Genomic DNA, 18,868 nt, shown 5'->3' on the forward strand with positions numbered 1-18,868 from the left:
CCACGGGTCGACCGACGGACAGGGCGCGGCGGGGCCGGGATCGGGCCCGGTACCAGGGGTGCCGGGCCGCGGCCGACGCGCGGGATCGGTTGAGGGGCCGCCCGAACGGTACACCCGTTCAGAGGGCAAAGAAAAGGCCCGGGACGGATCCATCCCGGGCCTGAATGCTTAGCGACCACCCCTCGAAGTCGCTAAGCAAGCTTGACGAGTCAACTATAGGGCATCGTACCGGCTTCGTGTCCTAAACGTGACCATAGTCTCGGCATGTGGCACAGGTCAAGCCGCGATCTTCGCTTTCACCTGCGCCAGAGAGGGATTGGTGAGCGCCGAGCCGTCGGCGAACCGCACGGTCGGGACGGTCGCGTTGCCGCCGTTGACCCCCATGACGAACTCGGCGGCCGCCGGGTCCTCCTCGATGTTGACCTCTTCGTAGGCCAGGCCCTCCCGGTCGAGCGCCGACTTCAGCCGCCTGCAGTAACCGCACCAGCTGGTGCTGTACATGGTGATCATCGATCCTCCTTCTCCACCGACCATAACGCGATACCGCCCCGGGGCATTCCTCCGGACCGTGGCCCTCCTCACGTTGCCCCCCTTGCGGGTGAGCGGCGCCGGAGTTCCCGTCGGAGGTCTCTGGAACACTGGCGGGATGAGTGCGCGCGACCGGGCCATCGAACAACTCCTCTCCGGACTCGACCCTGAGCAGCGCGAGGCGGTGACGGCCGACCCCGGACCGGTCTGCATCCTCGCCGGCGCCGGCACCGGCAAGACCCGCGCCGTCACCCACCGCATCGCCTGGCGCGTCCTGCGCGGCGACATCCGCGGCCAGCACGTCACCGCCGTCACCTTCACCGCCCGCGCCGCCGGCGAGATGCGCGACCGCCTCCGCGGCCTCGGCGTCGCCGGCGTCAACGCCCGCACCTTCCACTCCGCCGCGCTCCGCCAGCTCCGCTACTTCGGCACTCGCCGCTTCGGCGGCCAGCTCCCCGAACTCGTCGACTCCACCCTCAAGTTCATCGCCATCGCCGCCGCCCGCGCCGGCCTCCAGACCTCCCGCGCCAAGAACTTCGACCTCGCCACCGAGATCGAATGGGCCGCCTCCTCCCTCATCGGCCCCGACGACTACGTCAGCGCCATCGCCGCGCTCGGCCGCGACGCCCCGGCCGCCCCCGAGGACGTCGCCAAGGTCTACGCCGCCTACATCGACGCCAAGCGGCGCGCCGGCGTCATGGACTTCGCCGACGTCCTCGCCCACACCGCCGACATGATCACCGAGGACGAGTCCGCCGCCGACCGCATCCGCAGCCAGTACCGCTTCTTCGTCGTCGACGAGTACCAGGACGTCACTCCGCTCCAGCAGCGCCTCCTCGACGCCTGGCTCGGCGACCGCGACGACCTCACCGTCGTCGGCGACGCCAGCCAGACCATCTACTCCTTCACCGGCGCCACCTCCAGGTACCTCCTCGACTTCACCCGCAAGTACCGCGGCGCCTCCCTGGTGCGGCTCGTGCGCGACTACCGCTCCACCCCCCAGGTCGTCGGCCTCGCCAACCAGATCATCGGCGAATCCAAAGGCCGCGAGGCGAAGATGCGCCTCGAACTCGTCGGCCAGCGCCCCAGCGGACCGGACGTCACCGCCGAGGTGTTCGCCGACGAGGCCGAAGAGGCCGACATGACCGCCCGCCGCTGCCGACAGCTCATCGCCGACGGCACCAGCCCCTCCGAGATCGCCGTCCTCTACCGCACCAACGCCCAGTCCCAGGCGTACGAGGAGGCGCTGGCCTCCTACGGGGTCCCCACGGTCGTCACCGGCGCGGCCCGCTTTTTTGACCGGCCCGAGGTGCGCCAGGCGGTGATCGCGATGCGATCGGCGTCGAAGACCGACATCGGGAGGATGCCGCTCGCCGAGGCCGTCCCCGCCGCGCTCGACGCGGTCGGCTGGCGCGCCGACGCCCCGCCTTCCGGTGGCGCCCAACGCGAAGCATGGGAAGCCGTCGCGGCGCTCGTGGCCCTGTCGGAGCAGTTCCTGGACCACCACCGCGCGGACCCCGACCAGGACGGCCCCGACCCCGACCTCGAGGCGTTCTGCGCCGAGCTCGGCCGCCGCGCCGCCGAGCAGCACGCCCCGGCCGTCGAAGGCGTCACCCTCGCGAGTCTCCACGCCGCCAAGGGCCTCGAATGGGACGCGGTCTTCCTCGTCGGCTTGGCCGACGGCACCCTCCCGACCACGTTCGCGCGCACCGATACCGCGCTCGAAGAGGAGCGGCGCCTCCTCTACGTCGGCATCACCCGCGCCCGCGAGCGCCTCCAGCTCTCGTACGGCCTGGCCCGCACCTCCGGCGGGCGTGAGCGGCGACTGTCCCGCTTCCTCGCACCGCTCGGACTCGGCGGCTTCCCGACGATGCCCGAACCGAGCGCCGCCAAGCCGCGCTCGTCCAAGAAGACGGCGAAGGTCCTCGACTGCTCGGGCTGCGGCAAGCCGCTCACCGACGCGCGCGACCGCAAGCTGGGCCACTGCTCCGACTGTCCGGCCACGATGGACGAAGAGCTGTTCGAGCGGCTCCGCGAGTGGCGCGTGAGCGTCGCCAAGCGCGACGGCAAGCCCGCCTTCACCGTCTTCACGGATGTGACCTTGATCGCGATCGCGGAGCGCTGTCCGGCATCCGACAGGGAACTCGCGTCCCTCCACGGCATCGGCAAGTCGAAGCTCGACAAGTACGGACCAGCGGTGTTGCACCTGGTCAACGGCGGTGCAGTGGTCGACGCGGTCGAGATGTGCGGGGAGGGATCATGACTTCGCGAAGGGGCCGCAAAAACTTTCTTTCGAAACCTGCGAAAAAGACGTTGCGCTCCCAAGCGAGTCGGGCGTAGCGTTGCTCGGGAGCCAGGGAGAGGTGTGCGCCTCAGACCCCGGCAAGTAGGAGATGAAGACCAATGTTGACCATGGAACCCGGAAAGGAGGGGTAGACGATGTTGCTGCTCAGCGAAACCTCGCACGCACAGCCCGGCGCGACCACGCGTGAGCCGGCTTTCGGCGTTTATCGCCACATCGCGCCCGTCTTCGCCCAGCTCCGTGGCACCACTCTGCCCGTTGCCGTCCTGACCACGGCTCCGAGCACCGTCAACACGATTGACAACACCACCGATATGGGCGTCGTGACCCTTCGTGGGCGTGGCCGTGCAGTCGCCGGCCTCGGTTGGCAGCCGGTTTCCGGCTCCAAGAAGCGTCACGGCGTCACCCGCGGGAGACCGCCTCGAGAACCGCACCGGTTGGGCTTACAGGAGAAAGCCCGACTCGGACCTCTCGAGGCCGCGAATCCCGCAACCGGGATCGCGGCCTTTTTGTTTGGCGTGAAACGCCAGGTCGCGGCCCGTCAGTAGAAGAACACGAGACAGATTGCGAAGCAATTGAGTCCTCACACCGCACTGATGCGACCGACCGTCGACCCGACCATCGACATGAGAGAGGAGACCGAGTCCATGACCGACACCCTCATCGGGCCTGAGCTGCGAGAGCAGGCCTGCCAGACCGGCAGCGACCTCCCCTGCCGCGAGTACGACGCGGACCTGTGGTTCTCGGAGCAGCCCACCGAGCTGGAGTTCGCCAAGTCCCTGTGCGCCGACTGCCCGGTGCGCCTCGAATGCCTGACCGGCGCCCTCGAGCGCCACGAGCCCTGGGGCGTCTGGGGCGGCGAGATCTTCGAGAAGGGGAACGTCGTGGCCCGCAAGCGGCCCCGCGGCCGCCCCCGGAAGGACGCCGCGCTCATCGAGCAGGCCGCGCAGGCGGAGCTCGCCGCGCGCACCAAGGAACTCGCGCTCGCGGGGGTGGCGGTGTCATGACCGTCGACTATCTGAGCCGACACCTGAAGCGTGACGTCGGCGTGAAAGACCTCGGACCCTCCCTGACGGAGGAGGTCGAGGCGGTCCGGCCCCTGGCGCCGACGAGCCTGATGTTCGGACGACTCCGCATGCGGAGCCTCTGGACCGAAGCCGGTTACAAGCGAGTCGCGCTCAAGGGCGGGAAGCACCGCCGCCGCAGGCATTGACCGCGCAGTAACCGCGTTGGCTGAAAAGGCCCGCCCCTGAACGGGGCGGGCCTTTTCTGTTGCCTTGCGGCTGAAGGTGAAACGGGTGCGTTGCGGAGCGTCTCCGCGAATCGGACATCCGAAGCGCCCCCCGGATCAACGGTGCCAGGGAGGTCTGACAGGGTTCGCTCGCACTGAAGATGAAACGGGTGCGTTGCGGAGCGTCTCCGCGAATCGGACATCCGAACCACCCCCCGGATCAACGATGCCACCAGGCTCCGACGATTTCTGCGGGCGCGGCTCGAGCCTCCGGGGCGGGGGCGGCCGTTTCGTTGCGGGCGCGGGTCAATCCTGCCGGTCGGGGTCGGTGCCTTCGGGGTCGGCGAAGCCGGGGAGCCATTCCTCGAGGATCGCGCGCCAGTTCGCGGTCGCGCCGAGCTGGCACAGTACGCCGATGGAGCCCATCGTGACGCGGTGGATGAGCAGGTACGCCGGCGGGAAGCTGAGCTGCTTGTTCAGCTTCGCGGCCTCCGAGCCCTGGCCCGTGAGGCGGGTGCTCTCCTTGCGCAGCCATTCGCGCGAGAACTGGAAATCCTCGCCCGCGATCGGCTCGAGCATCGGCAGGAGCAGGTCGAGCATCGCCTTCGCGTCGATGTCCAGCGCCGGCGGCACGAAGCCCTCACTGCGCAGGCCCGCGACGACGTCGTCGGCCCGGCCGTCGAGCGTCAGGCGCGTGAGCCGGCCGACCTGCACGGGCATCCCGCCGGGGAGCCGCGCGGCCGCGCCGAAGTCGTAGACGATGAGCCGGCCGTCGTCGCCGATCGCGAAGTTCCCCGGGTGCGGGTCGGCGTGCAGCAGCCCGGCCCGCTTGGGCGCCGAGAAGTGCAGGGTCGCCAGCCGCAGCCCGGCCGCGTCGCGCTCCTCCTGCGTGCCGTTCGCGATCACGTCGGCCAGGGGCCGCCCCGCGATCCACTCGGTGACGAGCACCTCGGGGCTGGCGTGGACGACCTGGGGCACCGCGATGAGCGGGTCGTCGACGAAGGCGTCCGCGAACTGCTGCTGCGTGGCCGCCTCCAGCTCGTAGTCGAGCTCCTCGAGCAGCCGCTCGCGCAGCTCAACGGTGATCTTCTTGACATCGAAGTTCGGTTGCAGCACTTTGAACATCGGGGCGATGCGCGACAGGTGCCGCAGGTCGGAGCGGAGCGCGTCGCCGGCTCCCGGGTACTGGATCTTGACGGCGACGGTGCGCCCGTCCTTCCACACCGCGCGGTGCACCTGGCCGATGCTCGCGGCCGCGGCGGGAGCGTCGTCGAACTCGGCGAACCGCTCGCGCCAGTCCGCGCCCATCTGCCGCTCCAGCACGCCGTGGACGCTCGCCACCGGCAGCGGGGGAGCGGCGTTCTGCAGCTTCGTCAGCGCCTGCCGATACGGGGCGGCCAGATGCTCGGGCAGTGCCGCCTCGAAGATCGACAGGGCCTGGCCCAGCTTCATCGCACCGCCCTTGAGCTGCCCGAGCACGCTGAAGACGTGCTCGGCGGTGCGCCGCTGCGCCTGCTCGCTGAGGATCTCGTCGGCCAGGCCGGTCACGCGCTTGCCGAGGCCCACGGTCGCCCGCCCCGCCAGCCCCAGAGGCAGCGAGGCGAGCTTCATCCCCCGGACGAACGCCCGGCGGGGGAGGTCGTCACCCGATTGGGCCGATCCATGCCTGTCGCTCACGTTCCCAATGCTCTCACGGACCGGCCCGGTCGCGGAGTCTGAGCGCGCCGCATTCGCACCGGGACCGGACCGGCCGCGGTGCGTCACCCTCAAGGGTGAAGCGGCGCGGCGGGGCTTACAGGCGTGAAATCTGTGGCATTCTGAGGCCGAACGGTCGCACAGTGTGACCGCCGCTACACGGGGGGTTCGAGTGGCTCAGGCAACGGAGACTTACAACGGCTACTGCGTCAAGTGCCGCGAGAAGCGCGACTTCGAGGGCCATGTGGTGGTCTCGGACTCGGGTCGCCGCATGGCCAAGGGGACGTGCCCGGTGTGCGGCACCAAGATGAACCGGATCCTCGGCAAGGCCGCATGATCGCTGACCGGAAGGTCCGCCCCTCGTCTGATCCCATCATCCGGGACATCGACGAGGGGATTTTTCTGGCATAGCACACCGCATGCCGCAATCGAGACACGTGCGTTAGGCGATTGTCACCCCCGCGGATTAGTGTGCGTTCATGGCGCGCAAAGTGCATCCCCCCGTTGAAGTGCGGCGCTCTCCCCGGCGCCGTGCCACCGTAGCGGCCTACGAAGAACGAGGCCGCGTGGTCGTCATGATCCCGGACGCCTTCTCCGAGAAAGAGGAGCGCGAGTGGATCGACCACATGCTCGCAAGGCTGCAGAAGCGCGAGGCCCGCGACGGCCGCGCCTCTGACACCGCCCTGCGGGACCGGGCCGTCAGGCTCGCCCGCCGCTACTACCCCGACCACCCCGAATGCGCCACGCCCAAGAGCGTGCGCTGGGTCGACAACCAGCACCGCCGCTGGGGCTCGTGCACCCCCTCCGACGGCTCGATCCGGCTCTCGCGCCGGCTCACCATGATGCCGTCGTGGGTCATCGACTACGTCCTGCTCCACGAGCTCGCCCACCTGGTCCACCACGACCACTCACGGCCGTTCTGGGACATGGTCGGCCGCTACAACAAAGCCGAACGCGCCCGCGGCTACCTCGAGGGCATCGCCGACGCCGAGGCCAGCGACCCCCGCTGACTCGAGTGGCCTGACCCGAGTGGCGCTGACACCAGCGGCACAGACACGAGCGGCACTGGTACAGGACGCACTGGTAGAGGACGCATTGACACGGGACGCACCGACGCGGGCGCCCGCCGACCGGTCCGACCGCTGAGGCGGCCGGGCGAGCGGTCCTGCCCCACGGGGCGGCATCCGGCTTCAGCGCTGCTTCAGGTCCACCGAGGCAGAGTGGGTCACCGGGGGTGGTCTGAACGACACGCGCGGGTAGCTCCCGTCCGCGGAGGACCGGATCCCAGCTTCACCCTGCGTCGAGGACCGGATCCGGCCCGGATCCCGGCTTCAGCCCGCCAGCCACAGCGGGGCCCTACTTCTCGGGCCCGTCCTCGTCGTCGTCCTTCGGGTCGTTGACCGCGAGCTGGTCGAACATCGACAGGTCCAGGTCCTCCAGTGCCTCGGAGACCGTCGTGAACGACTCCGGGCGCTCCAGGTCGGCCGCGCTCGGCATCAGGTCCGGGTGCGCCCACACCGCCTCGCGCCCCTCGACCCCGCGCGCCTCGGTGAGCGAGCGCCACAGCCGCTCCGCCGCGCGCACTTTCGCCTGATCGAGCTGCAGACCGACCAGCGCCTCGAACGTCTGCTCCACCGGCCCGCCGGAGGCGCGGCGCCGCCGCGCGGACTCCAGGAGCCGGCCCATCGTCGGCAGCCGGTCGCCGACCGCGTCCGCCACCACCGTGTTGATCCACCCGGCGATGAGCGCCAAGGTCGTCGCGAGCCGCGCGAGCGCGGCCTTCTGCTGCTCGGTGTCCTCAGGCTTGAACACCTCGCTCAAGTCGAGCGTCGCCGCCGCCTCAGGATCGGTCGGGTCGATCTCCGACATGGCCTCCTCGATGGCGGCCTCGTCGATACGGATCTCCCGCGCGTACGCCTCCAGCGCGCCGAGCAGGTGCGAGCGCAGCCACGGCGCGTGCGTGAACAGCCGGTGCGCCGCGGCCTCGCGCAGCGCGACGAACAGCCGCACCTCCTCGACCGGGAGCTCGAGCCCCTCGGCCCAGGCGGCGATGTTCCCCGGCAGGAGCGCCGCGACGCCGGTGCGCCCCAGCGGCAGGCCCACCTCGGTGGAGGAGAGGACCTCCCCGGCGAGCTTCGCGAGGGCCTGGCCCATCTGGGCGCCGAACAGCGCCGAGCCGACCCCCTTCATGAGGTCGGCCATCGGGCCGAGCATCCCGGCCATCTCCTCGGGGACGAGCGTCTGCATCGCCTCGCCCATCTGCGCCGCGAGGGGTTCGGCGAGCTGCTTCCACGAGTCCTCGGTGCGCGCGATCCACTGCTTGCGCGTCCACGCGTCCGTCGCCGTGACCCCCGAAGGCCAGTTCACGACCGAGTCGAGCCACAGGTCGGCGAGGCGCACCGCCTCGGCGACGTGCGCCTGGTCGGCCGGGCCGACGGTGTTCTCGGCCTCCAGCTCGGACTCGGCGAGCTGCCGGGCGAGCTGCCAGTTGACCGGGCCGGACGACAGCGACTGCGCCATCATCTGCTGCAGCTGCTGCATCATCTGCTGCACCCGCGGGTCGTTGGGGTCGGGCAGGTCGCCGCCCAGGTTGCCGAAGCCGAATGGAATGTCGGAGCCCATGCGCCAACCGTACGTCAGAGTAGGGGGAGCGGGCCACGGCTGGCCGATCTGAACGGCCCCCGTTCGCTGCGGGCCGAAAGCGCGCCTTGCGCTGCGATGTAGGCTTCCCCGCATGCGAAGGCGTGGAATCACCGTCCTGTTGGGCGCCGTGCTGGTGGCGCTGCTGACATGGCAGGCGCTGGCGATGGACGTCGCCTACGTGGTGTTCAGCCCCGGCCCCACCGAGGACGTCCTCGGCTCCGAGGAGATCGACGGAGTCGAGCGCCCGATCATCACCGCCGAGACCGAATACCCCTCCGAAGGGCAGCTCCGCCTCACCACCGTGCGCGTGAAGCAGTCCGTCACCCTGGCCGAGGCCCTCCGCTACTGGGTGTCCAATGAGTACGCGATCATCCCGCGCGACCTGGTCTACCCGCCCGGCGAGTCCGAGGAGGAGATCGCCGAGGAGCAGGAGGCCGACTGGGTCGAGTCCCAGTCGAACGCCGAGCAGGCCGCGCTGGCCTACCTCGGCGAGCCCGCTGTCATCTCCGTCGTCGCCGACTCCGCGGGCCTGCTCGCCGGCGACGTCGTCACCGCGGTCGACGGGACCGCCGTCACGTCCCTCACGGCCCTCGCCGATTACGCCGACAGCGAAACCACCGTCACCGTCACGCGCGCCGGCGCGCCCGTCGAGGTGCCCGGCGTGATCCTCGGCGAGGCCGATCTCCAGTCCGTCCACGACGACCCGTACGGCATCGAGATCGACACCGAGGCGCTCGACATCGGCGGCCCCTCCGCCGGCCTGATCTTCGCGCTCGGCATCGTCGACCGGGTCACCGAGGGCGATCTCACCGACGGGATGGTCGTCGCCGGCACCGGCGAGATCGATCCAGAAGGGAACGTCGGCGCGATCGGCGGCATCCAGCAGAAGGTCACCGCCTCCGTCGAACTCGGCGCCGACGTCTTCCTCTCTCCGGCTTCGAACTGTTCGGACGCCGTCACCGTCGCCCATGGCGACATGACTATTGTCAGAGTCGAGACGCTCGAAGACGCGGTCTCGGCGCTTGAGACCCTAGCGGCCGACGGGGCAGTCACGACCTGCTGACCCGACCGCGCCGCGACACCTAAGGAGTTGCTTCAGTGGCGAACCGGACGCCCACCCCACCACGGATGAGCCGACGAGGACGCTACGTCCTGATCCTCCTCGTGGGCGCCATAGTCCTGCTCTCGGTGCTCGGCTGGATCGTCAGCCTGCGCACCGACTACCTCTGGTACGACTCGGTCGGGTACACCTCGGTGTTCTCGACGATGATGTGGACGCGCCTCGGCATGTTCGGCGTCTTCACACTCGCGATGGCCGCCTGGTGCGGCCTCAACCTCTACCTCGCCTACCGGTTCCGGCCCGACACGTGGCCGGCGACCAGCGAGCAGGAGGGCCTGGAGCGCTACCGCGAGCTCATCTCCCCGAAGGCCGGCTGGTGGATCGCCGGCGTCGCGATCGTCGTCGGCGTCTTCGCCGGCATGTCCGCGCAGAGCCGCTGGGAGACCTGGCTGCTGTTCCGCGAAGGCGGCCAGTTCGACTGGACCGACCCGGTCCTGGGCATGAACGCCGGCTTCTACGTGTTCCGGCTGCCGTTCTGGCAGTTCCTCATCGGCTTCGGATTCGCCGCGATCGTCGTCGGCATCCTCGCCTCCCTCAGCGCCTACTACCTGTACGGGGCGCTGCGCTTCTCCGGCCAGGGCGACCGCATGACCAACGTCGCGCGGATCCACCTCTCCGTCCTCGTCGCCCTCTTCCTGGGCCTCAAAGCCGTCGCGTACTACTTCGACCGCTTCGACTTCACCACCCAGGAGAACCCGGTCACCGACATCGTCGGCGGCGGCTACACCGAGATGACCGCCCTCATGAACGCCAAGAACGCGCTCATCTGGGTCTCCGTCATCGCGGCCCTGGTCATCCTGGTCTTCTCGTGGGGCTTCACGCGGTCCCTCGCGCTGCCGGCCGCGGCCCTCGGCCTCGTCGTCGTCACCGCGATCGCCGCCGGCGGGATCTACCCGGCCGTCGTCCGCAACTTCCAGGTCGAGCCGAACCGCCCGCAACGCGAAGGCGAGTACGCCCAGCACACCATCGACGGCACCAGGTACGCGTACGGCATGTCGGACCTCGAGACCATCACGTACGGCGTCGCCTCCCAGCCCAACGCCCAGACCATGGCCGAGGACCAGTCGACCGTCCCGTTCGTGCGCCTCATCGACCCGTTCGTGGTCTCCGACGCGTTCACCCAGGCGCAGCAGCCGCGCAGCTTCTACGACTTCAACGAGAAGCTCGACATCGACCGCTACACCTACACCGACGAGAACGGCCAGGAGGTCACCCAGGACTTCGTCGTCGGCCTGCGCGAACTCAACCCGAGCCAGCTCGCCGACGAGCAGCAGGACTGGACCGTCGCCCACACCGTGTACACGCACGGCTGGGGCTTCGTCTCCGCCTCCACGACCGAGAGCGACAACGGCGCCCCCTGCTTCACCTCGGGCGTCCTCTCCGACGACCCGGGCAACTGCCAGATCGGCAACGACATCATCGACGTCGACAAGCCGCAGATCTACTACGGGCTCCTCAACAACGAGTACGCGATCGTCGGCGTCCCCGAGGGCGAGACGCCCCGCGAGTACGACCGGCCGACCGACGTCGCCGTCAGCGACGAGGACTCCGAAGAGCCCCAGGCCGAGGAGATCGGCGACGACCGCTACACCACCTACGAGGGCGACGGCGGCGTCGACATCGGCTCGATCGGCAACCGGCTCCTCTACGCGTGGGAGTTCCAGGAGCCCCGCTTCCTGCTCTCCGGCCAGATCAACGAGGAGTCGCAGCTCCTCTACAACCGCAACGTCCGCGAGCGCGTCCAGGCGGTCGCCCCGTTCCTGACCGTCGAGGCCGACCCGTACCCGGCGGTCGTCGACGGCGAGATCGTGTGGATCGTCGACGGCTACACCACGACGAACGAGTTCCCGTACGCCGACCGGGTCAACCTGGCCGACGCGACCAACGACACCTACTCGGGCCAGGGCGTCGCCAACCAGGCGTCCGAGGAGATCAACTACATCCGCTCCTCGGTCAAGGCCGTCGTGAACGCCTACGACGGGTCGGTGACGCTCTACGAGTACGACGAGGAGGACCCGATCCTCCAGGCGTGGAACGCGATCTACGGCGGCGACCTCATCGTGCCCCGCGAGGAGATCCCCGACTCCCTCCAGGCGCACTTCCGCTACCCGCAGGACCTGTTCAAGATCCAGCGGAGCCTCCTCCAGCGCTACCACGTCGACGAGTCCCGCACCTTCATCGAGGGCGGCGAGGCGTGGGCGACCACGAACGACCCGTCCCAGGCGCAGTCGGTCACCCAGCCCGCCTACTACGTGTACGCGACCTACCCGGAGCAGGACCAGCCGTACTTCCAGCTCACCAGCACGTTCACGCCGAGGAACCGGGAGAACGCGCTCGCGTCGCTCATGTCGGGCTACTACGACGAGAACGGCGATCCGCAGCTCAAGGTGTACGACGTCGTCGGCGGCGAGGACCAGTCGGTCAGGCAGATACACCAGATCATCACCTCCACGTCGGAGGTGGTGACGACGCTCCGGGACGCCCAGCAGGCCGGCACCACGGTCGAGTGGGGCAACCTGCTCGCGCTCCCGGTCGGCGACGGCATCCTCTACCTCGAGCCCATGTACCTGCGCAGACAGGCGGGCGGCCAGGGCGAGGACCTGCCGCGGCTGACGAACGTCGCCATCAGCTACGGCGGCTATGTCGGCTTCGCGCCGACCTTCGAAGAGGCCGTGGCGATGGTGGTCGACAAGTACGTCTCCGGCGCCCCGAGCGAGGCCGAGCAGACCGAAGGCGAAGAGGGCGAGACGGAGTCGCCGTCGGAGACGCCGTCGAGCGAAGCGCCGACGACCGAGGCCCCGGCGACCGCCGAACCGCCGGAAGTCGAGGCCGCGATCGACAACGTCATCGCCGCCCAGGAGGCGTACGAGCAGGCCAAGGCGACCGGCTCGAACGAGGCGGAGGGCCGCGCCCTCGACGACCTCCTCGCCGCGCTCGACCAGCTCGCCGCCGCCCGGGAAGCGGCCGGCCAGTAGCACGCGAGAGAAAGCGCCCGGCGGCCGAACGGCCGCCGGGCGCTTTCGCGTCCGCTACTGCCCGCCGCCGGCAGGCGACGGGGACGCCTCGGACTCCGACTTGCACGCCTCCGCGTCCGCCGCCCGCCGGACCGTGATCTGCACGGTGGCGCCCGGGTCGACTTCGCTGCCGCCGCTGGGGGACTGGCGCACGACGCCGCACTTGGCCTCGCCGTCGCCTTCGTAGTCGACCGCGGCGCTCAGGCCCGACTCCTCGATCCTGGTGCGCGCGTCCGCCTCGGAATGGGCGAGCACGTTCGGCACGGTGGCCTTCGCGGGCGGGGTGGGCGAGCTGCTCTCCGACGGGCTGGCCGACCCGCTCGGGCTGGCCTCGGGCCCGGGCGAGACCGGGCCGGTCGGTTCGGCCCCGCCGCTGGGCGTGGCGGACCCGGTCGGGTCGGGCGTGGAGGCGTGCTCCTCCTCGCGGCCGTCGTCGACCCAGAAGCCGTCGTCGTCGCCGTCCTGCCCTTGCAGTTCGGCGCCCTCGGCCCCCGATTCGTTCGACAGCGGCGTACCGGGACCGCCGCCGTCGCCCCAGGGCAGTGTCGCGGCGATCGCCGCGACGGCGCCGATGGCCGCGAGCGCCCCCGCGAGCGTGACCCACAGCCGGCGCCGCTTCGGCCGCTCCTCGCCCGGAACGGGACCGGCGGGCGCGGGACCGGCGGGCGGCGCCGCACGGGCCGCGGTGTGCGCACCGGTGACCGGCGGCAGCGACTGGCCCTCGATCCGGGGTTCACCGGCGGCGCCGACCGCGCCGGTCGGGCGCCGGTGCGCGCCCGTGTGCGACCCGGACGGCGGCGCGGCCGACGGCTGCTCGTTCATGTCCCGCTGGTCCATCACCCGCGTGCGCACCGGCGGGTTCCGCTGCGACAGCAGCGCGGCGCGGGTGTCGCGGCAGGCCGCGGCGAGCGCGGCGGCGTCCGGCCAGCGGTCCGACGGCGCCTTCTGCAGCGTGCGCTTCACGATCTCGGCGACCTCGAACGGGATGTCCGTCGGCAGCGGCGGCGGCGCGTTGCGCAGGTGGGCAGAGAGCACCCCGAGCGGGGTGTCGGCCCGGAACGGCGGCGCCCCGGCCAGGCACTGGTGGGCGACCACGCCGAGCGAGTACAGGTCGGATGCGGGCGTGAGGTTCTCGCCGGCCGCCTGCTCGGGGGACATGTAGGTGACGGTGCCGAGGACGACCCCGGTGGTGGTGAGCGTCAGGTTGTGGCTGGCGCGGGCGATCCCGAAGTCCACCAGGACGACCGAGCCGTCGCCGCGGACGAGGATGTTGCCGGGCTTGATGTCCCGGTGCACGATCCCGGCCGAGTGCGCCACCTGGAGCGCCTCGGCGACGCCGCCGACGACCTGGAGCGTCTCGGCCGGAGGGAGCTTGCCCCACAGGCCCAGCAGCCGCGAGAGCGGCTTGCCGTCGACGTACTCCATGATCAGGTACGCGAGCTGGGCGTCCTCGTCCTCGATCTCGCCGTAGTCGTAGACCTCGACGATTCCGGGACCCTGCATGACGGCGATGGCGCGGGCCTCGCGGCGGAACCGCTCGCGGAAGCCGCGGTCGTCGACGAGGTCGGCGAGGAGCACTTTGACCGCGATAGTCCGCCACAGGATCGTGTCGGTGCCTTCCCAGACGTCGCCCATGCCGCCGCCGCCGATGCGGCGTTCGAGCCGGTAGCGCCCGTCCAGGACATCGCCGGCCTTGAGGTTGCGCGTACTCAGCATCGGGCGGCATTCCCCTTCTCGGCGAAGCCCGCCAACCGCGACTCCACCTTGAGTTGGATGATCTCTCCCGGGACTAACGACCGGGGGCCGCTGAGGCTACGCGCTGGGACGGGCGATCTTCGGATTCGTCGCGTTTCCGAAGGGGAGGCGGCGCCGCCGATCGACGGCGCCGCGGGTCAGGTCGTCGCGGTCCCCGCGGCGAGCGCGCCGCGGAAGGCGACGGCCCGGGACGGGGACGAGGCGCCGATGCGGGCCTCGCCCCCGTCCGGCTCCGGGGTCTGCGCCTGGTGCACCGCCTGGCCGAGCTGGCCGTCCCAGCAGGCCCAGGAGTGGCACGGCCACGCCTGGGAGCAGTGCCGGCACACGGGGTGCTTCGCACCCTGCTGGTCGAGCGCGGGAGTGTGGCGCTTCCACCAGCGCGCCTGCACGCGCCAGAGGCTCGGCACCAGCACGTCGCTGGGCGGCTCGTCCGGCGGCGGGTTGTCGAGTGTGTACGGACTGCGCAACGCAGGCTGCCTTTCAGATTTTCGAATCGGGGCGGACGCTTTGCGGCCCTTGATGATCGGGTTCGAGAGCCGCGGTGTGTCCTGGTCGTCGCCGAGGTGCGGTGTCGAATCGGTACAGTCGGGGGAGGCGGGTAGCCCCTCCGTACAGTAGAATTGCACATGCAGATTTTGGATGCAAGAGGTATAACCGGATCGGGTGGCGAATCCTCCCAGCCTCGGCGAAGCTTGTGAGCCGCGAACGAGTGCAGCGAGACCGTACCGGACGAGCGGCCAGAAGTCCTCCCCAGCCGGTGCGTCCTCACCGATTCCGGAGAGATCAGGGTGTCAAATGGGAACATCGAACGACAACGCTGACAGCGATCTGCCGAAAAAGTTGGGAGGCAAGGCGATGCCTTCGAGCGGCAGCCCCACTGTCCGTCGCCGACGCGCGGGCAGGATCCTGCGCGACCTGCGCGAGAAGTCGGGCAAGGGCGCCGACGACGCGGCCGCCGCGCTGGAGGTCACCAGCTCCACGATCTACCGCATGGAGCTCGGACGGGTCGGCATCAAGCCCCGCGACGTCCAGGCCCTGGTCGAGGTCTACGGCGTCGACGACGCCGAACTCGTCGAGGAGCTCGTGCGCCTGGCGCGCGACGGCCGCAAGCGCGGCTGGTGGGCGCGGTACTCCGACACCATCTCCCCGCCCTACGCCACCTACGTCGGCCTCGAGCAGGACGCCTCCAGCCTGAACGTCTACGACGGCCTGATCATCAACGGCCTCTTGCAGACCCGCGAGTACGCCCGGCACACGTTCAGCATGGTCCCCGAGCGCTCGCTGCGCTACATGGACCAGCGGATCGACCTCCGCATGGAGCGCCAGCAGCGGCTGCGCGGCGACCTCAAGATCTGGAACGTCATCGACGAGGCGGCGATCCGCCGGGTCCTCGGTGGACCCAAGGTCATGATCGACCAGCTCCAGAACCTCCTCGAGCTCGGCTCGCTGCCGAACGTGCACCTCCAGGTGCTGCCGTTCGAGGGCGGCGCCTACCCGGGGATGCTGTCCTCGTTCACGATCCTCGGCTTCGGCGAGCTCGACGGCGAGGTCGACCCCGGCTACCGCCACCCCGACGTGGTCTACATCGAAGGCCACAACGGCGACGTCTACGAGGAGGGCGAGGACGTCGAGCCCTTCCACGAGATCTTCGGCTTCCTCCGCTCGGCCGCGCTCGACCCCGGACGCAGCCTCGAATTCATCGAGCGCCAGGCCCACCACCTGAAGTCGCTCTAGCGCAACGCGAGGGGGCGGCCACCGATGCCGGTGACCGCCCCCTCGCTCCGTCCCTACCTGCCGGTCGTCCGCAGCAGTGAGACCCAGTCGGCTCGGCCGGCGCGGAGGATCGGGCTCACCGTCAGCTTGGTGTCCCTGATCTCCACGCCCTCATCTGCGAGCCTGGCCTCAACGCAGGCCCCGTTCGGGCCTGACCTGCTGCTCTTCCTCCATGCGTGGGTCAACATGGATCTCCTCCTTCCAAGGAGCATTCGAGTCCCCAGGACGGGTTTACGATAGCCGTCGCGTTGCAAGCGAAACGTCGACTATCCGTCACTATCAAGTTTTGGACAGTGCAGCGCCGGAGTCCGCCAATGCGGCACATCGCGCGCTCCCCGGCATTCCCACAGCCCGATGTGGACGCCGAGGGGCGCCATCGCGCGAAGTCAGTCCAGCATCCGACGCGGATTGAAGCGCACCGCAACGGATTCGCGTTCGCCACCGGGTCTGATATGGACGGACCGGACGTCCATACCGGCGGTCCGATTCCGCGGCCGGAACCCGCGCCCCTTTCACTCCATCGAGTGCGATTGCGGCTGGAGCCGTCGCGTGCCGTGCCATCCGCGGAGACGACGTATATAGATATGCGCACAGATGCATACCGGTCGGGCCCGCGGCCCCGGGCCCGACCTCCGGGGTTACCCCGGCCGCCCCCGGGGAAGCCCTCCAGTACTCCGGTTTCACCGCTTTTTCCCGAGAATTCACGGACTCGCCGAACCGGGGGGACTTTCACAATTGCAGGGCAGGAATGGAATAATATTCAGACCAACACCATCAGCACTGGTCACGGGGGGTGACGATGAAAGACGCCATTGAAACCTCTACTACCGCGTTCGCCGCAATCGTCGCGATCGTCCTGATCTTCGCAGCGGTCCTGGGGCTCCACTCCTTCATCGAGACCAGGCGCCGCCGAAAAGCCCGGGCCAAGAACGACGCCGAGGCATGGACCGAACTCCTGGGCAAGCAGCTCCAGATCGCTCCGGCCTCCGTCGGCGACACCGAGGCCGCCGCGGCCTTGGACCGCGCCCGCCGGCTCCACTACGGCGCCGTCCAGAGGCTCAAGACCGCCAAGAAGACCAAGCAGTTGGAACGGGTGCGAACCTACGCGCTCGCCGGACTGCACAACCTGAACATCATGCGCCGCCGCCTCGGCAAGGCCCCCGGACCGCAGGGTCCGATCCCGTTCAACGCGGGGGCCGGCACCTCGGCGGCCAAGCTGGACGACAACGTGCGCGACGTCGCGACCGGGCCGTCCACCGGACTGCCCTTCTAGACGGGCGGACCGAGCACGCGGTAGGGGCGGCGAAAGCCGCCCCTCACTGCTGCCCCTCCTCCTGCCGCCGCGGCGAGAGCAGGTCCATCACCCACATCGCCAGCGACACGATGATCGCGCCCCAGAACGCCGGCCAGAAACCGTCCACAGAGAACCCGAGCGACAGCCGCTCCGACACCCAGCCGGTCAGCCAGAACATCAAGGCGTTCACGATCAGGCCGAACAGCCCCAGCGTCAGCACGTACAGCGCGCAGCCGACCATCATCACGATCGGCTTCACCACCGTGTTCACGAGCGTGAAGATCAGCGCCACCAGCAGCAGCGACAGGACCTTCGCCAGCGCCGACTCGCCGTACAGGTCGATGCCGCCGACGATCGCGGTCGCGAGCCACAGCGCCAGCGCCGTCAGCACCAGGCGCACCAGAAATCTCATGCCCGCCAGTATCGCCGCCGACACCCCCTGCCGTCCAGTTTCCTCCGATTCCGCCGGCGCCTCCGCGAGACCGAGCCGGGCCCTGGCGTTCACTCCCGGTTCACCCGAGGGCGAGGAGGGCGCTACCGGCGCGGCCTACGCTCGGCCAAGCCCTGCTTGCTTCCGTACCTGCGCCTCTGCAGAAGGAGAAACCATGAGCGACCCGGCCCTGCCCGCGGCCCGCCCGACCGTCGACCCGCGGCGACTGAGCGCGGTCCCCCAGCCCGCCGGGCAGCGCGCCCCCGGCGGCACCCAGGGCGGCACCGTCTTCGACATCAAGGGCGTCGACGTCTTCTACGGCGACTTCAAGGCCGTCAAGGAAGTCAACTTCACCGTCACCCGCAACGAGATCACCGCGCTCATCGGCCCCTCCGGCTGCGGCAAGTCGACCCTGCTGCGCTCCCTGAACCGCATGAACGACCTCATCCCCGGCGCCCGCGTCGAAGGCACGGTCGCCTACCACGGCAAGAACATCTACGACCAGGGCGTCGACCCGGTCGAGGTCCGCCGCCGCATCGGCATGGTGTTCCAGAAGGCCAACCCCTTCCCCAAGTCCATCTTCGACAACGTCGCGTACGGCCCGCGCATCCACGGCGTCAAGCGGACCGAGCTCGCCGACATCGTCGAGGACTCCCTCAGGAAGGCCGCCCTCTGGGACGAGGTCAAGGACAAGCTCAAGCAGAGCGCGCTCGCCCTCTCCGGCGGCCAGCAGCAGCGCCTGTGCATCGCCCGCACGATCGCGCTGTCGCCCGAGGTGGTCCTGATGGACGAGCCGTGCTCGGCCCTCGACCCGATCGCGACCGCCCGCATCGAGGAGCTCATGGTCGACCTGGCCCGCCAGTTCACGATCGTGATCGTCACCCACAACATGCAGCAGGCCGCCCGCGTCTCCGACAAGACCGCGTTCTTCTCGACCGAGGTCAACGAGCTCAGCGACACCCGCACCGGCGTCCTCGTCGAGTTCGACGACACCCAGCGGATCTTCACGACCCCCTCCGACGAGCGCACCGAGAACTACGTGACCGGCCGCTTCGGCTAGACCCGCCCCTGGAGAACGAGGAA

18 protein-coding genes are annotated in these 18,868 nt (G+C 69.9%); 11 read left to right on the forward strand and 7 right to left on the reverse strand.

Annotated elements, in window-relative coordinates; genetic code table 11:
- Positions 1–276: 276 nt before the first annotated feature.
- Entirely contained in the window at positions 277–510 is a 234-nt protein-coding gene (locus tag GFD30_RS22540; RefSeq protein WP_153027416.1) for a mycoredoxin, read from the reverse strand.
- 136 nt (positions 511–646) lie between these two features.
- Between GFD30_RS22540 and GFD30_RS22545 the strand changes: the two genes are divergently transcribed.
- The 4 genes from GFD30_RS22545 (at position 647) to GFD30_RS22560 (ending at position 4,043) form a co-directional block, all read left to right on the forward strand.
- A complete protein-coding gene (locus tag GFD30_RS22545; protein WP_153027417.1) occupies positions 647–2,791 on the forward strand; it encodes an ATP-dependent DNA helicase UvrD2 in 2,145 nt (714 codons plus the stop codon).
- 176 nt (positions 2,792–2,967) lie between these two features.
- A complete protein-coding gene (locus tag GFD30_RS22550; protein WP_153027418.1) occupies positions 2,968–3,378 on the forward strand; it encodes a hypothetical protein in 411 nt (136 codons plus the stop codon).
- 99 nt (positions 3,379–3,477) lie between these two features.
- Complete coding sequence (locus GFD30_RS22555) at positions 3,478–3,837, forward strand: WhiB family transcriptional regulator (RefSeq protein ID WP_153027440.1); 360 nt, start codon at positions 3,478–3,480, stop codon at positions 3,835–3,837.
- Complete coding sequence (locus tag GFD30_RS22560) at positions 3,834–4,043, forward strand: hypothetical protein (protein WP_153027419.1); 210 nt, start codon at positions 3,834–3,836, stop codon at positions 4,041–4,043. The genes GFD30_RS22555 and GFD30_RS22560 overlap by 4 nt, the downstream gene beginning before the upstream one ends.
- A 324-nt stretch (positions 4,044–4,367) precedes the next feature.
- On the opposite strand, the gene GFD30_RS22565 is transcribed toward GFD30_RS22560, so the two are convergent.
- Complete coding sequence (locus GFD30_RS22565; RefSeq protein ID WP_153027441.1) at positions 4,368–5,672, reverse strand: ABC1 kinase family protein; 1,305 nt, start codon at positions 5,670–5,672, stop codon at positions 4,368–4,370.
- Between the two features lie 256 nt (positions 5,673–5,928).
- On the opposite strand from GFD30_RS22565, the gene GFD30_RS22570 reads away from it, so the two are divergent.
- Both GFD30_RS22570 and GFD30_RS22575 read left to right on the forward strand, forming a co-directional pair.
- Complete coding sequence (locus GFD30_RS22570) at positions 5,929–6,093, forward strand: DUF5679 domain-containing protein (RefSeq protein WP_322633518.1); 165 nt, start codon at positions 5,929–5,931, stop codon at positions 6,091–6,093.
- 142 nt (positions 6,094–6,235) lie between these two features.
- Positions 6,236–6,766 carry a M48 metallopeptidase family protein gene (locus GFD30_RS22575; RefSeq protein WP_153027421.1) on the forward strand — a complete coding sequence of 177 codons (531 nt, stop codon included), beginning with the start codon at positions 6,236–6,238 and terminating at the stop codon, positions 6,764–6,766.
- A 346-nt stretch (positions 6,767–7,112) separates the two neighbouring features.
- Here GFD30_RS22575 and GFD30_RS22580 read toward each other — a convergent pair whose 3' ends face one another.
- Positions 7,113–8,378, reverse strand: a complete 1,266-nt coding sequence (locus GFD30_RS22580; protein WP_194202075.1) for a zinc-dependent metalloprotease — start codon at positions 8,376–8,378, stop codon at positions 7,113–7,115.
- 112 nt (positions 8,379–8,490) lie between these two features.
- Between GFD30_RS22580 and GFD30_RS22585 the strand changes: the two genes are divergently transcribed.
- Together GFD30_RS22585 and GFD30_RS22590 are read left to right on the forward strand one after the other, a co-directional pair.
- Positions 8,491–9,462 (forward strand): YlbL family protein, encoded by a 972-nt coding sequence (locus tag GFD30_RS22585; RefSeq protein ID WP_153027422.1) that lies wholly within the window; start codon positions 8,491–8,493, stop codon positions 9,460–9,462.
- Positions 9,463–9,527: 65 nt separating this feature from the next.
- On the forward strand, positions 9,528–12,494 hold the full coding sequence (locus GFD30_RS22590) for a UPF0182 family membrane protein (RefSeq protein WP_153027423.1): 2,967 nt from the start codon (positions 9,528–9,530) through the stop codon (positions 12,492–12,494).
- A 54-nt stretch (positions 12,495–12,548) separates the two neighbouring features.
- On the opposite strand, the gene GFD30_RS22595 is transcribed toward GFD30_RS22590, so the two are convergent.
- Positions 12,549–14,249, reverse strand: a complete 1,701-nt coding sequence (locus tag GFD30_RS22595; protein ID WP_153027424.1) for a serine/threonine-protein kinase — start codon at positions 14,247–14,249, stop codon at positions 12,549–12,551.
- A gap of 176 nt (positions 14,250–14,425) precedes the next feature.
- Positions 14,426–14,755 carry a hypothetical protein gene (locus GFD30_RS22600; protein ID WP_153027425.1) on the reverse strand — a complete coding sequence of 110 codons (330 nt, stop codon included), beginning with the start codon at positions 14,753–14,755 and terminating at the stop codon, positions 14,426–14,428.
- 388 nt (positions 14,756–15,143) lie between these two features.
- Here GFD30_RS22600 and GFD30_RS22605 point away from each other — a divergent pair, with 388 nt between their 5' ends.
- The gene (locus tag GFD30_RS22605) at positions 15,144–16,022 is read left to right on the forward strand and encodes a helix-turn-helix domain-containing protein (RefSeq protein ID WP_194202076.1); all 879 of its coding nucleotides are present in this window, start codon (positions 15,144–15,146) and stop codon (positions 16,020–16,022) included.
- A 53-nt stretch (positions 16,023–16,075) separates the two neighbouring features.
- Here the strand turns inward: GFD30_RS22605 and GFD30_RS22610 are convergent, their stop codons facing one another.
- The gene (locus GFD30_RS22610; RefSeq protein ID WP_227996879.1) at positions 16,076–16,249 is read right to left on the reverse strand and encodes a DUF397 domain-containing protein; all 174 of its coding nucleotides are present in this window, start codon (positions 16,247–16,249) and stop codon (positions 16,076–16,078) included.
- 611 nt (positions 16,250–16,860) lie between these two features.
- Between GFD30_RS22610 and GFD30_RS22615 the strand changes: the two genes are divergently transcribed.
- The gene (locus tag GFD30_RS22615) at positions 16,861–17,334 is read left to right on the forward strand and encodes a hypothetical protein (RefSeq protein WP_153027428.1); all 474 of its coding nucleotides are present in this window, start codon (positions 16,861–16,863) and stop codon (positions 17,332–17,334) included.
- A gap of 43 nt (positions 17,335–17,377) precedes the next feature.
- Here the strand turns inward: GFD30_RS22615 and GFD30_RS22620 are convergent, their stop codons facing one another.
- On the reverse strand, positions 17,378–17,767 hold the full coding sequence (locus GFD30_RS22620; RefSeq protein ID WP_153027429.1) for a phage holin family protein: 390 nt from the start codon (positions 17,765–17,767) through the stop codon (positions 17,378–17,380).
- Between the two features lie 193 nt (positions 17,768–17,960).
- Between GFD30_RS22620 and pstB the strand changes: the two genes are divergently transcribed.
- Positions 17,961–18,845 (forward strand): phosphate ABC transporter ATP-binding protein PstB, encoded by an 885-nt coding sequence (pstB, locus tag GFD30_RS22625; RefSeq protein WP_153027430.1) that lies wholly within the window; start codon positions 17,961–17,963, stop codon positions 18,843–18,845.
- Positions 18,846–18,868 lie beyond the last annotated feature (23 nt).

The organism is Glycomyces albidus (assembly GCF_009451885.1).
GTDB lineage: Bacteria > Actinomycetota > Actinomycetes > Mycobacteriales > Micromonosporaceae > Glycomyces > Glycomyces albidus.